A 13,434-nucleotide genomic window follows, 5' to 3' on the forward strand; every position below is an offset into this window, starting at 1 on the left:
TTTCGATAGTATTGAATCTCTATCTGAGATTCTCATTTTTGTAGTCTTAGTTTGAACTACTATTTTGAGTAAGCTTGCTATTGACATGTTCAGCTACATTACGATCATGCTCTTCCTGTGTCACTGCGTAATAGACTTTACCATCTGTAACATTGGCTACAAAGTAAAGGTTCTCACTCTTAGTTTGGTTGATACTTGCTTCAATCGCGTCCTGACTTGGACTATCTACTGGACCAGGCATCAAACCAGGTTTTGTATAAACATTGTATGGTGAATTAATCGATGTATCAATTCCAGCATCATCTGCTAGGCTAATATTTTGACCAAGCTTCCCTTGGGCATACAAGATTGCAATATTGCTTTGAAGTGGCATACCAAGATTCAAGCGGTTGTAGAAAACACCTGCAATCAACTTACGATCTTCAGTCTTAGCACCTTCTTTTTCAACAAGTGAAGCAATTGTTAGCAATTCATTGACAGTCAAGTTTTTAGACTTGATTGCACTATAGTGCGGAGTCAATGTTTTATCCATGGCTGCCAGCATCTCATCAATCAAACTTTCAATAGTTGTGCTTTCCTTGATAGAGTAAGTCGCTGGGAAAAGATAACCTTCCAAACGGTAACGAGCTCCACTTTCTTTCGTTGGCAAGCTTTCGAGTAGGTTTGGATATTTAGCAACTTCTTGACTGATAAAGTTGTCATCTTGCACTTTAGCCAAAAAAGCTTCCGCTGTCAAAGGCTCTTTAAATTCACCTTGTAATTGGCCTACAGCTTGGGCGATTTGATCAATCGTATATCCTTCTGGAATCGTTAAATCTGCAAGTGAAGGTTCTTGAGGTTCAGGAGTACCACCTTTTTGGAGTTCCTTAATGATATCCTCTGTACTCATGCTCTTTTGCAAATTGTAATATCCAGCCTTCAAATCTGAATAATTCTTATATTTAGCATAAAAAGCAAAAATCACTCCGTGTTTAATCACACCAGAATTTTCAAGTGCTGAGCCAATTTCTTGGACATTGGCTCCTTCTGGGATTTGAACAGTTACATACTTCTTAGAATTAGCGTCAACTGGTAATAAAGATGACTGGACGTACTGGTAACCGAAATAACCACCTGCCGAAATTAAGGCAAGGAAAATCAGTAGAGAAATGAAGAAGGCCTTCAAATGTGATTTTTTCTCCTTGACAGGTTTAACAGTCTCACGACGACTACGACTCGGAGTTTCAGAAATGACTTCAACAGCTTCCGTTTCCATAACTGGTTCTGGTTTTGTTACTTCTTTCTGAGGCTCTTTTTTAGCTTCAGTCTTATAAGAAACAGCTACTCTTGTTGGAGTTGCGTTGAAATCTTCTTCGACCTTTCGTTGACGACCAATCTCTGGTCCTGAAGTCGGTCTTGATGGACTTGCTTCAACTGGTGAAGCTGGAACATCTTGACTAGGGTGACTAGGAGTAATCGGAGCTTCTACTCTTGATTCATCTGCCGGTGATGCAGGCATATCCTCACTAGGATGTTTTGGAACACGTGGTGCATTCTCCATAATTTTTTCAACAGCTGATAGGGATGCAACCATAACATCTTCATCTGCGAGTTTTGTTTCAGGGACAAATAGAGTTTCTTTTTTCTCTGCAAGTTCAGTGGCCTCTTGGCGAATCCCTTCATTACGTTTTACTTTTTCTAAATCGCGTAAAATCTGCTCTTTAAAGCTTAATTTCTCATCTTCTCTTGATTTTTCACTCAAAAGTTTTTTCCTCCTCGTTGACAATCCATAATATTATATCTTAAAAACGAAAGAAAAGCAACCTAGCATGCTTTTCTGGCCTATTTTTTAGCTTCCCAGACCATATCATACCAGGTTTCCCCTGCAAAGGTTGACTGGGACAGGCCTTCATTGACAAATCCATGCTTTTCATAGTAAGTGATGAGATAGTCATGACAGGTTAGGTTAATGCCTTCTCTTTCGTGTTCAAGAGCCAGTTCTTTCAAGGCTGTTAGTAATTTCTGACCAAGTCCAAGGCCCTGTGCCTCTTTAGCAATAGAAAGACAGGTTACAGAGATATAGCCACCAGACTCATGACTATAATCTTCTATCTCTTCTGTAAAGGACTGGTCCTGCAGATGGCGGTGTGGGCCAACTGGCCCTTCTATATACCCCATGATTCTGCCCTCTTTTTCTGCAACCAGAAACGAGGTCCGAATCTCTCGCAAATGCGCCTCAAAAACAGAGCGAGGAATGGCTTCTTCAAGCGAGAAATTTTCTAGTTCAATCTCAACGATACGATCCAAATCTTCTAATCTTGCTTTCCTAATTTCCATTTCGCCTCCTAAAAAAAGAGATTAAACCAAATCATACTAAAACCTTGACTAGCTGCATAAAGCGAATCTGTCTCTTCTTCATCAATAAAACCGTTCATTTCAAAATAGGAAAGCAACTCATCCGGACTCTTCAAACGAATAGCTTTGTAATCCAGCTCAACTGCCACATCTTTCAAAGCTGCAAGAAGAAGCGTTCCCAAGCCCTGTCTCTGATGGTCAGTATCAATGACTAAAGAATGTATTTCTAGACATTTCGGATTGTGTGGGTAAGGACCACCTAGAACATAGCCCAGAAGCTGATTTTCATCCCTAGCTAGAAGAAAGGTATCCGCACACTTACGGATACTTTCTTCTAAAATATGGGAAGGTTGCTGCTTTTCAGCTGGAAAAGATGAAGCCTGGAGTACCTCTATCTCAGCCAAATCAGATTTACTTGCCTGAATGATCTTAATTGGAATTTCCATGAAAACTTCCTATTGAACATTGCTTGTCAAGTCAGACAAGAGACGCTCGAATGAATATTCATAGGTTTGGATATCCCCTGCTCCCATAAAGACATAGACAGCATTGTCATGGTCTAGGAGTGGAGAAACATTTTCAACAGTGATCACTTGGTTTTTCTTGTTGATTTTGTTGGCTAGGTCTTCCACTTTAACATCACCATGATCTACTTCACGAGCAGATCCATAAATTTGCGCTAGATAAACAGCATCCGCTTGGTTCAAAGCGTGGGCAAATTCGTCCAACAAGGCAATGGTTCTTGTAAAGGTATGCGGTTGGAAGACTGCTACGATTTCTTTGCTTGGATATTTTTGACGAGCTGCATCCAAGGTCGCAATAATTTCTGTTGGATGGTGGGCAAAGTCATCGATAATCACCGTGTCATTGACAATTTTCTCAGTAAAACGACGCTTAACACCGGCAAATGTTTTCAAGTGCTCACGCACCAAGTTCAAATCAAATCCTGCTGTGTAAAGAAGACCAATAACGGCTGTCGCATTCATGATATTGTGACGACCAAAGGTTGGGATGTGGAATTGACCCAATTCTTGTCCACGGAAGTGAACCGTGAAGGTTGAACCAGTTGTTGAACGAAGAAGCTCACTAGCGACAAAGTCATTACCTTCTGCTTCAAAACCATAATAATAAATTGGTGCATCAGACGTAATTTTACGCAATTCTGCATCTTCACCATAGACAAAGAGACCCTTGGTAATTTGTTTTGCATAGTCGTTAAAGGCATTGAAAACATCCTCGAGACTTGTGAAATAGTCTGGATGGTCAAAGTCAATATTGGTGATAATAGAGTATTCTGGGTGGTAGGGCATGAAGTGACGCTCATATTCGTCAGATTCAAAGACAAAATATTTGGCATTAGCTGATCCTCGACCTGTCCCATCCCCAATCAAAAAGCTAGTATCTGTAATGTGAGACAAGACATGAGACAACATACCTGTCGTTGAAGTTTTGCCGTGCGCTCCAGCAACTCCCATGCTGACAAAGTCGCGCATAAAGCTACCTAGGAACTCATGGTAACGTTTGTAGCTGATTCCATTTTGGTCCGCATAGGCAATTTCGACGTTGTTATCTGGACGAAAGGCATTTCCAGCGATAATTTCCATATCACCGTCTAGATTCTTTTCATCAAAAGGAAGAATAGTAATCCCTGCCTGCTCAAGACCACGTTGAGTAAAGTAGTACTTTTCAACATCTGATCCCTGTACCTTATGCCCCATTTGATGCAACATCAAGGCCAAGGCACTCATCCCTGATCCCTTAATTCCGATAAAATGATATGTCTTTGACATGTTTTCTCCCCTATTCAGTAATTCTTGTCAGATTCAACTCTTGGGCAACCTGACGTTCTTGTTCTTTTTGTTGATTCTTTTTATTGTAGATTTGGCTCTTCTTCAGAAAATCATAATTATTTTTCTTTGGACCTGAAGTTTCTTTTGGCTCAGATTGAGTCGAAATATTGCTCACTTCTTCCGCCAAGATGTAATGAGACTGGGTCAATTTTTGACTATATTTGACAAATTCACCAGGATTTTCCTTTTGGAAAGGCGCGGTAGGTTGATTGCCCTGCCTAACTAGACTTGGATGAGAATGGCGTCTTGTAGGAGTAATATCCTTAGTCAGATAACTTGCTGAGCGTTTCTTTTTCAAATCCGCACGCGCTTCTTCACGCGCCACCTCCGCATAGCTCTTTCCTTCTTTTTTAACTCCTAAACCAGATTTCTTAGGTTTCTCTACTGGTTTTTCAATCGGTTTTGCTGGTTTTTCTTCAGTAATAGGGGCCCACTCCAGATAATTCTTATCACGGTATTCTCCCTTGATATTACTGATAAAGTCAGACTCATCATAGAGGTCCATAACCGGCATCTCAGTCAGCATGACCTCGTCATCTGACACCAATGGAAATCGTTCTTCTCTCATTTTCTATTTCCTTTCAACACTTCATTATAGCGTATTGTCTTGATTTTTCAAGTGCTGGCTTCAGAAATTCCCAAAATTTCTCTAATTTCTGCTAGGGTCAGACTGCCACGTGACTCTGTGCCGTCCAATACTTGTGACACCAGATGTTTCTTCTGTTCTTGGAGTTCTTGAATTTTTTCTTCAATGGTTCCCCTGGTCACCAAGCGATAGACCTCAACCGTTTCTTCCTGCCCCATCCGATGGGCACGGCCAATGGCTTGCGCTTCCACCGCAGGATTCCACCAAAGGTCAACCAAAATCACTGTATCAGCACCTGTCAAGTTCAGACCGACACCACCAGCCTTAAGAGAAATCAGAAAGGCATCTCTTTCTCCTTGGTTAAAGGCCTTGGTCATGTCTTGTCTTTCCTTGGCTGGGGTTGAACCCGTAATTTTAAAGGATGTCATGCCCAAGTCTGGCAGTTCTTGTTCAATTTTCTCCAACATTCCCTTGAACTGCGAGAAAATCAAGACACGGTGTCCGCCGTCTGCCACCTGTACCAGCAGGTCTCGGAGACTATCCAGTTTGCCACTGGCTCCCTGATAATCCTCCATAAAGAGGGCAGGAGTATCACAGATTTGGCGCAAGCGCATCAAACCAGATAAAATTTCCACCCGACTTCGCTGAAATTCCTGATCTGAAACTTGAGCTAGACGGTCCCTCATCTGTTGCAACTGGGCTAGGTAGATAGCCTTTTGCTGGTCTTCCAGTTCATTTTTATAAACCACTTCAATCAAGTCTGGCAATTCAGTCAGAACTTCTTCTTTCTTGCGCCGCATCACGAAAGGCTTGATAAACTGAGCCACTCGCTCTGCTGACAATTTCATAAATTCTTTCTTGCTTGGCAGGAGTCCTGGCATGACGATTTGGAAAATAGACCACAACTCACCCAGATGGTTTTCAATAGGAGTTCCTGACAAGGCAAAAACTGACGGCACCACAAATTGTCTCAAGGTCTGGGCAATCTTGGTCTGGGCGTTTTTCATGACCTGAGCCTCATCTAAGAAAAGGAAGTCAAAGGCTATCCCCTGATAAAGATCGCTATCCTGACGGAAGGTGGCATAGCTCGTCACATAGATTTGATGGCTTTCAGCAAGAATCTCTTCACGACTAGCTTTCAAGCCATGAACAACAGCCACATCTAACTGTGGGGCAAATTTCTGAAACTCATCTGCCCAGTTGTAAATCAAACCTGACGGAGCTAAAATCAAAACCCGACTTTCTTTTGTCACTTGACTGGTCAAAAAAGCAATGGTCTGCAGGGTTTTACCAAGTCCCATATCATCAGCTAAAATCCCACCAAAACCATAATAATGGAGCATTTGTAGCCAGCCGATTCCTTTTTCCTGATAATCTCGCAAATCAGCCTGAACCTGAGTTGCTTGTCTAGGGAAGTCCTCTGGATGCGTCAAATCGTGAGCTAGATTTTGGAATTCTTGTGAAAAAGAAACACGATCTCGCCCTTCAAAAAGATGAGCTAAACTATAAGCCAAGGATTTTCGAGCCTGCAAGGTCCCATCTTTTAATTCAAATTGTCCTAGTTCCTGTAGATTTTGGCGAATTTTCTTGGTTTCTTCATCGAAAAAGTAGACTTGATTAGACGAATCAATGTAAAAATCTTGATTGGCAACCAAGGCCTGCATGGCTTGGTCGATTTCCTCCTGGGCAATATCTTGAAAATCAAACTGAATTTCCAAGAGACCTCCCTTGGAAGCAATCTGCACTTGAGGGCTTGCCAGACTATAAAGTTCTTCTAGCTTGTCTGATAGATCAACATTTCCGAGTTTTTCAAAAACTGGAATGATTTCATGGAAGAAATGATAGACAGACTCCGCTTTTAGGGCTTGACGCCAAGATTGAAAATCTGCTTCAAAACCAGCTGCCAAACAGACTTGGAAAATTCTTTCTTCTAAGTCAGCATCACTCGAAAATGGTAATTCTTCTAACTCTTGTCGGTTAGAGACCTGCCTATCCCCATAATCAAACTGAATTTCTAAACGAATCCGATTATCCTCTTCCCTGTCAAAGTAAAAAGAGGGTGCAAAAGTTTTGATTTGTAGACGTTCTGGAGCTGAAACGATCCCCATCTGGCTAAAAAAAGTTAAACAAGAAGCTAACTTATCGCGGTCACTGCTATCAAATTGCAAGTATTTCTTTCCATGCTGATCCAAAGGCAACGCTTTGATTTCCTTGAGAAGACGTATCTGCTGGTCTGTTAGAAAATAAACCTGTCCTTTATGGAAAAGCACAGCTCCCTGATAAAAGACATTGACCCTTGGACTCTCACTGATTTCCATTTCAAAATAGTCCGAGTATTCTGTTGCTGTAAAGGCAAATAGATTGGCATCAGCATGCATATCCTGAAAAAGCAGAGTTTGGTAGCTATCCACTTGATGGTCAAATTGAAAATGGGGCAAGGCCATCAGTAAATTCACACCCTGCTCAAAAAAGGTCAGAGGAAAAAAGAGGTGCCGACCTTGGTTTTGGAAAAAAAGCTCTGGACTAAGTCCTTCCTCCATTAGTCCGCGTAAGAAAGTCAGAAGCTCTTGACTTTCCTCATTAAAGGCTTCCCAAGATAGAGACTCCTCATAAGTTTTACCAATCATATAAGGTTTTCTCTTCTCGACGACTTTTAAAAAGATTGGAATATCCCGAATAACGTAGTATTTTTGGCTATTGATTTGCCCGATTCTAAGAGTCCACAAGATATGATTGCTTCCTGCTTCCACCTGACCCACAGCTGACAACTCATAGGCTCGGTCTGATTTTGGAGACAAGATTCGTTCCAAAAATTTGCTGCCCAAGGTCACCTTGGTTTCAACGGCCTCTTTTTCTTCATGACCTTCTTCCAGACTCTGCAAGATTTCCTGACCACGCTCATCATTTTTCAGAAAATGCTCCAGAGCCGCCAAGTGCACACAGTAGCCCCTCTTTTGGAAAAAATCGCAGGCACAAAAAACCAAATCATCCTCTAAACTATAGCGCAGTTCTTCTTCTGCAACGCGAGCGTAGAGCCGATTATTCTTTTCCTTGATGATGTCAACTTTACCAGTTTCATAAAGGGCAACGCCTTCGATACGGACTTTCCCCGGAATCAATTTAGCCATTTTTTTACCTTTACCTTATCTTTTTATTATACCATATTTTCCCCTATGAAAATAGCCTTCTAAGGATACTTTTCTCCTAGAAGGCTGGATTTTTAAAGTTTGGCAAAAATCGTCACAATTCGCTGACACACTTCTTGCAACAGAGATTTAGGCATGGCTACATTGAGGCGAGCATGGAGACTTCCTTCCTCTCCAAAATCCAAACCACGGTTAAGGATAACCTTAGCTTCATTTCTCAAAAGCTCTTGTAATGTTTCATCAGTCAGGTCATAGGCTGAAAAATCAAGCCAAATCAAGTAGGTTCCTTGCGGTTTCATGACCTTGATTTTAGTCTCTTTTCCAAATAAATCCACCACATAATTGATATGGTCTTCAAAGACTTGCTTGAGTTCCTCTAACCAATCTTTACCGTATCGATAGGCAGCTTCTGTCGCCAAATAACCCAAGCCTGAAATTTCATGCTGGTTATTGGCCAACTGGCGTTTCTGGTAAGCCAGTCTCAACTTAGGATTTTCAATGACTGCATATGAATTTTTTGTTCCAGCAATATTAAAGGTTTTAGTGGCACTAGTCAAGACGATAGCAAATTCTTTAAAGTCAGGATTGATGGTATTGAAGGAATGATGCTTGTGACCAAAGAGGGCCAAATCTTGGTGAATCTCATCTGAAACCAAGAAAACACCGTGTTTTTGGCAGAGTTGGCCAATCTTCTCCAACACTTCCTTTTCCCAAACACGTCCACCAGGATTGTGAGGGTTGCAAAGAATATAAAGTTTGACATCCTCTTCTACCAAATCCTTTTCAAGTCGGTCAAAGTCAATCTCAAACAGACCATCCTTTTCCACCAAAGAATTGGTAATCAATCTACGGTTATTCAACTTGACACTGCGTGCAAAGGGTGGATAGACAGGTGTGTTAATCAAAACCGCATCGCCTTCTTTTGTAAAGGCTTGAATAGCTGTTGAGATGGCTGGTACCACACCCTCGATAAAGACAAGAGCCTCTTTGTCAAAGTGGTAATCGTGTTGTGTGGCTTCCCACTTTTGAACTTCGTGAATTAACTCTTCACTGGCATAGGTATAGCCATAAACCAGTTGATCAGCGTAAGTCTGCACGGCTTGGCGGATTTCAGGCAAGACTACAAAGTCCATATCCGCTATCCAAGCTGGTAGGACTTCACTATCTGTTTCTGCTTCTTTCCATTTATAGGTATGGTGCCCTAAACGATTGGGCAGGCTTGTAAAATCATATTTTCCCATCTTTGTCTTATCCTTCCAAGGCTTGGCGCAAATCTGCAATCAAATCTCTAGCATCCTCAATCCCAATCGACAAACGCAAGAGGTCATCTGTTAAACCATAAGAATGGCGCACTTCTGCTGGAATATCAGCATGAGTTTGCGTCGTTGGATAAGTAATGAGACTTTCTACCCCACCCAAACTTTCCGCAAAAGAGAAGACCTTAAGACTGTTCAAAATGTGAGGAATGCGTGTTTCATCAGCTACTTTAAAGGAAATCATGCCTCCACGACCAGTGTAGAGAACTTCCTTAACTGCTGGGGAATCCTTCAAAAAGGCAACCACTTCTTGGGCGTTAGCTGTTGAGCGCTCCATACGAAGAGACAAGGTCTTGAGACCACGAATCAATTGATAACTGTCAAATGGAGACAAGACTGCCCCTGTCGTATTGAGATTGTAGAAGAGTTTCTCGTATAGTTCTAAACTATTGGTCACAACCACTCCAGCCAAGACATCATTGTGTCCTGCTAGATACTTGGTTGCTGAATGAAGAACGATATCTGCTCCATCTTCAATCGGACGTTGGTAGATAGGGCTGTAGAAAGTATTGTCCACCACCACTTTGGCACCCTTAGCATGAGCCAACTTTGCTAGTTTTTCGATATCAAATTCCAACATCAAAGGGTTGGTTGGCGTTTCGATATAGAGAACATCCACGTCCTTCTCCAACTCGGCAATCAACTCTTCTTCTGTATTGGCATAGGTAAAATGGAAACGGCCTTCTTGCTCCACTTGGTTGAACCAGCGGAAAGAACCACCATAAAGGTCACGGACAGCTAAGACCTTACTTCCTACTGGAAAGACGCTAAAGGCCAGTACAATTGCTGACATGCCTGAGCTAGTCGCTAGGGCATAATCTGCGGACTCAATGGCTGCCAAGACTTCTTCAGCCTTACTGCGAGTTGGGTTTTTAGTACGCGTATAGTCAAAACCAGTAGACTGACCGAACTCTGGGTGCTGATAAGTCGTTGAAAAATGAAGCGGTGTCACCAAAGCTCCTGTCGCTTCATCTGACTTAATACCCGCCTGGGCCAAAATTGTGTTGATGCGTAATTCCTTGCTCATACAATACCTCCAAATCTATAGTAACTATTGTACCACTTATTTTCATCAACTCATTTTCTTCTTTTCAAGAGCTGGTTATAGTTTTAAACTATAGACTTATACTCTTCGAAAATCAAATTCAAACCACGTCAGCGTCGCCTTACCGTACTCAAGTACAGCTTGCGGCTAGCTTCCTAGTTTGCTCTTTGATTTTCATTGAGTATTAGATAGTAAAGCTAAAAAGAATCCAGAAAATATTCCAGATTCTTTCGTGAAAATGATTGCTAGGGTTTACTTTAACCGAAAGAAATCGTGTTGGGCTAAATAGTCATAATGGTCTTTATTAAATTGATATTGGCCCACATGCTGACCAATCTGACCGACATCCACGGAAAAAATATAGACTTCATTTTGATAGTTCCAATTCAGCCTAACTGTATTCAAGGCTGGCTTATAAGTAAAATCTTGAACTTGATTCCAAGGCATCTCTACGACTTGATTAGAATGATTTTCTGTTACATCACTGATGTCCATCAAGTAGATTCCATTAGGTGTGAATGCCAGAATCTTAGGCTTCACACTCGACTGAACATAGTAAGTCCCTCCTATAATGAAGAAATCAATAAAGGATTTCAACCATGTCTTTTTCTTAAAAGCCATCAGAAAATTCTTTTGCCCTTCAATGTGGCAAATTGAGAGAAATGATTCAATCTGTTTTTCTGTTGCAAACTCCATAATAGCACCCATGATCTTACCTCCATAACGATTAGTAAATAGACAGATAAGAACTCTTCACATAAAAGAAGAACTTATCATTTGTTACATTTTATCTTACTTTTCCAGTAGACAGCATCCCTCCTATAAAATCATCCTAGCATGTGCATACTTCAGTTAACACTGGAAGAGGATTTAAAAAATAGCTTCTCACACCTTTTATTATATTCATTATATCATAAATCTAATAAACAATTTAAAAAATGTAAGCACTTTTCTTCCAAATTCGCCATCATTCTATAAAAAAACGACAGTTTCCTTCGAAACCATCGTTTTTCTTGAAAAATCCTTATTTGACATGTTTTGCCAATTCTTCTTGAGCTTTTTTATTAGATTCTTCTTTTTCTTTCAACCATTTTTCTTTGGCTTTTTCATATTCGTCTTTTGTAACTGTCTTATCTTGTAATTTGAGGTATTTATAGGATTCAACCCCTTTATTACCAGCCAATGAATATGGTGTTGAGAAAGGAACAATTTTTCTCAATGTTGGTGTTCCGCCTAGTGAAACATTTGAAATTGCTAGAGAGCTATCTACTAACCAAGCTTGGGCATCAGCATATTTCTCATAACGTTTAGCTGGATCTTGCTCCTTATTAGCTTCTTCCAACATTTGAGTATAGACATCCAACCCAACAGCCTTGGCCTTGTCATTAACTTCACCTGGCTCTAAACCAAGGTTTTGCAACATACCTCCGCTGTTGACACTAAAGATATCGAGGTAAGTTGAAGGATCTTGATAGTCTGGAGTCCAACCACCATTGTAAAGATCATAATCCTTCTGAGCTGCAGTTTGAGCAAGATAACCTGAACTATCATAGTCCTCTGTAGAAAGTTGATGAACATCAATCACAACATTATCTGCACCTAAGACAGATTCTATTGATTGCTTCATGGAATTAATCCCTTGAATTTCAGCCTTATTAGCCAAATCTATAGTTTTATCTAAGTGTATAGGGAATTGGACTCCTTTGGCTTGGAGTTCTTTCTTAGCTTCAGCAAATTTAGCTTTAGCTTTTTCTGGATTGTAGTATGGATCTTGGGCATCTGCAAAGTTGATTCCTTGCCATTCCTTACCATAGTTGACCATTTTAGACGCAACTACTTCACCAAAGTCTTTTCCATTGATACTTACGAAGTTTGGAGGAACAACTAGGTTACGCAAAATCTTAGTTGCCCCCTCTTCTCCTTGAGATTGGGCCCCATAGGCCGTACGGTCATAGGCAAAATTAATGGCTTGACGGAAGTTCTTGTTAAGAACCGCTTCTTGAGTCGATTTCTTTTCAGCATCACTTGTCTTGGAAGTGAATTTATAAGATTTTCTATCTAAATTGAAGTTTAAGAAGTAAGAAGTAGCATCTTGCATGCTATAGATGATATTGTCCTTATTCTTTTCTTTAATCCCTTCAAAGCTTGAACTGTTTGGATAGAGACGAGCATAGCTATAAACACCTTCGGTAAAATTACGTGCTAACGCATCTTGGTCACTACCATCAAAATAAGTCAATTTCACATCATCTACAAAGACATTTTTAGCATCCCAGTAGTTAGGATTTTTCTTGTATTCGATGACCGATTTTGAAACAAAGGATTTCATCAAGAAAGGTCCATTGTACAAAATGCTAGATGGATCTACCTTCCCAAAATCATCCCCTTTTGATTTCAAGAAATCCGCATTGACTGGGAAGAGAATAGTTGAGGTTGTTTTTGAGTTCCAGTAAGGTTCTGGTCGTGCCAAGGTATATTGAACGGTTTGGTCATCAAGAGCCTTGACTCCGACAGTTGAAAAGTCGCTTGTTTTACCAGTGATATAGTCATCTAAACCTGCAACGGATTCTTGCACTAAGTACAAGGCTTCTGATTTTTTATCAGCCGCATATTTCAAACCAGTGACAAAATCTTGGGCAGTTACAGGAGCATATTCATCTCCATCTGCAGTATACCATTTAGCATCTTTCCGCAGTTTGTAGGTATAGGTCAAACCGTCCTTAGAAACACTCCAATCCTCAGCCAAGGATGGGACATAGTTCCCATATTGGTCATTTTCCATGAGACCATCTACCAGGTTGGTCACAATATCAGTAGTTGTTGAACGGTTTTCTGCTAGATAGTTCAAACTAGATGGATCACTTGAATAAACATAATTGTATGTTTTTGACCCTGTGCTAGAATTTCCACAGGCACTTAACAAAATACCTGCACTTAACACGACACCTGCAAGCGTTGCATACTTGGCCTTAGACTTTTTCATTTCCAGAACCTCCTGATTTAAATATTTGTCTTATTATACATTACAGGTTTTATTTAGTCAATAGTTTTTTAAGTAAAATTTAAGAAAAATTAAATTACTATCTACAAATTATAAAAAATATAATACAAATTAATAAAAAAGAGAATAATCCAAGCATTTCATGATAGAAATGTT

10 protein-coding genes are annotated in these 13,434 nt (G+C 40.5%); all 10 read right to left on the reverse strand.

The window, feature by feature from the left end; translation table 11 throughout:
* Positions 1-46 precede the first annotated feature (46 nt).
* The 10 genes from mltG to TZ90_RS06215 all read right to left on the reverse strand — a co-directional run bounded on the left by mltG (position 47) and on the right by TZ90_RS06215 (position 13,260).
* Complete coding sequence (gene mltG / locus TZ90_RS06170) at positions 47-1,741, reverse strand: endolytic transglycosylase MltG (protein WP_045612033.1); 1,695 nt, start codon at positions 1,739-1,741, stop codon at positions 47-49.
* An 80-nt stretch (positions 1,742-1,821) separates the two neighbouring features.
* On the reverse strand, positions 1,822-2,316 hold the full coding sequence (locus tag TZ90_RS06175) for a GNAT family N-acetyltransferase (protein ID WP_045612034.1): 495 nt from the start codon (positions 2,314-2,316) through the stop codon (positions 1,822-1,824).
* Between the two features lie 8 nt (positions 2,317-2,324).
* Positions 2,325-2,780, reverse strand: a complete 456-nt coding sequence (locus TZ90_RS06180; RefSeq protein WP_045612036.1) for a GNAT family N-acetyltransferase — start codon at positions 2,778-2,780, stop codon at positions 2,325-2,327.
* A gap of 9 nt (positions 2,781-2,789) precedes the next feature.
* Positions 2,790-4,124 carry a UDP-N-acetylmuramate--L-alanine ligase gene (murC, locus tag TZ90_RS06185; RefSeq protein ID WP_045612038.1) on the reverse strand — a complete coding sequence of 445 codons (1,335 nt, stop codon included), beginning with the start codon at positions 4,122-4,124 and terminating at the stop codon, positions 2,790-2,792.
* 10 nt (positions 4,125-4,134) lie between these two features.
* Positions 4,135-4,752, reverse strand: a complete 618-nt coding sequence (locus tag TZ90_RS06190) for a divisome accessory protein ZapJ (protein WP_045612040.1) — start codon at positions 4,750-4,752, stop codon at positions 4,135-4,137.
* A gap of 47 nt (positions 4,753-4,799) precedes the next feature.
* Positions 4,800-7,898, reverse strand: coding sequence for a pilus expression-regulating Snf2 family helicase (locus TZ90_RS06195; RefSeq protein WP_045612042.1), 3,099 nt, complete (start codon positions 7,896-7,898; stop codon positions 4,800-4,802).
* A 92-nt stretch (positions 7,899-7,990) separates the two neighbouring features.
* On the reverse strand, positions 7,991-9,157 hold the full coding sequence (locus TZ90_RS06200) for a MalY/PatB family protein (protein ID WP_045612044.1): 1,167 nt from the start codon (positions 9,155-9,157) through the stop codon (positions 7,991-7,993).
* Positions 9,158-9,164: 7 nt separating this feature from the next.
* Positions 9,165-10,259, reverse strand: a complete 1,095-nt coding sequence (locus TZ90_RS06205) for a cystathionine gamma-synthase (protein ID WP_045612046.1) — start codon at positions 10,257-10,259, stop codon at positions 9,165-9,167.
* A 270-nt stretch (positions 10,260-10,529) separates the two neighbouring features.
* Positions 10,530-10,985: a hypothetical protein gene (locus TZ90_RS06210; RefSeq protein ID WP_045612047.1), complete on the reverse strand. Its 456-nt coding sequence runs from the start codon at positions 10,983-10,985 to the stop codon at positions 10,530-10,532.
* Positions 10,986-11,301: 316 nt separating this feature from the next.
* Positions 11,302-13,260: a peptide ABC transporter substrate-binding protein gene (locus tag TZ90_RS06215; RefSeq protein ID WP_045612049.1), complete on the reverse strand. Its 1,959-nt coding sequence runs from the start codon at positions 13,258-13,260 to the stop codon at positions 11,302-11,304.
* Positions 13,261-13,434: the final 174 nt, after the last annotated feature.

Source organism: Streptococcus mitis (assembly GCF_000960005.1).
Lineage (GTDB): Bacteria > Bacillota > Bacilli > Lactobacillales > Streptococcaceae > Streptococcus > Streptococcus mitis_CK.

What these genes read in the sequence shown, in the direction of transcription:
- TZ90_RS06205 (WP_045612046.1), bottom strand. Translation starts at nt 10,259, where the DNA reads ATGAGCAAGGAATTACGCATCAACACAATTTTGGCCCAGGCGGGTATT.
- murC (WP_045612038.1), bottom strand. Translation starts at nt 4,124, where the DNA reads ATGTCAAAGACATATCATTTTATCGGAATTAAGGGATCAGGGATGAGT.
- TZ90_RS06210 (WP_045612047.1), bottom strand. Translation starts at nt 10,985, where the DNA reads ATGGGTGCTATTATGGAGTTTGCAACAGAAAAACAGATTGAATCATTT.
- TZ90_RS06215 (WP_045612049.1), bottom strand. Translation starts at nt 13,260, where the DNA reads ATGAAAAAGTCTAAGGCCAAGTATGCAACGCTTGCAGGTGTCGTGTTA.
- TZ90_RS06190 (WP_045612040.1), bottom strand. Translation starts at nt 4,752, where the DNA reads ATGAGAGAAGAACGATTTCCATTGGTGTCAGATGACGAGGTCATGCTG.
- TZ90_RS06180 (WP_045612036.1), bottom strand. Translation starts at nt 2,780, where the DNA reads ATGGAAATTCCAATTAAGATCATTCAGGCAAGTAAATCTGATTTGGCT.
- TZ90_RS06195 (WP_045612042.1), bottom strand. Translation starts at nt 7,898, where the DNA reads ATGGCTAAATTGATTCCGGGGAAAGTCCGTATCGAAGGCGTTGCCCTT.
- TZ90_RS06200 (WP_045612044.1), bottom strand. Translation starts at nt 9,157, where the DNA reads ATGGGAAAATATGATTTTACAAGCCTGCCCAATCGTTTAGGGCACCAT.
- TZ90_RS06175 (WP_045612034.1), bottom strand. Translation starts at nt 2,316, where the DNA reads ATGGAAATTAGGAAAGCAAGATTAGAAGATTTGGATCGTATCGTTGAG.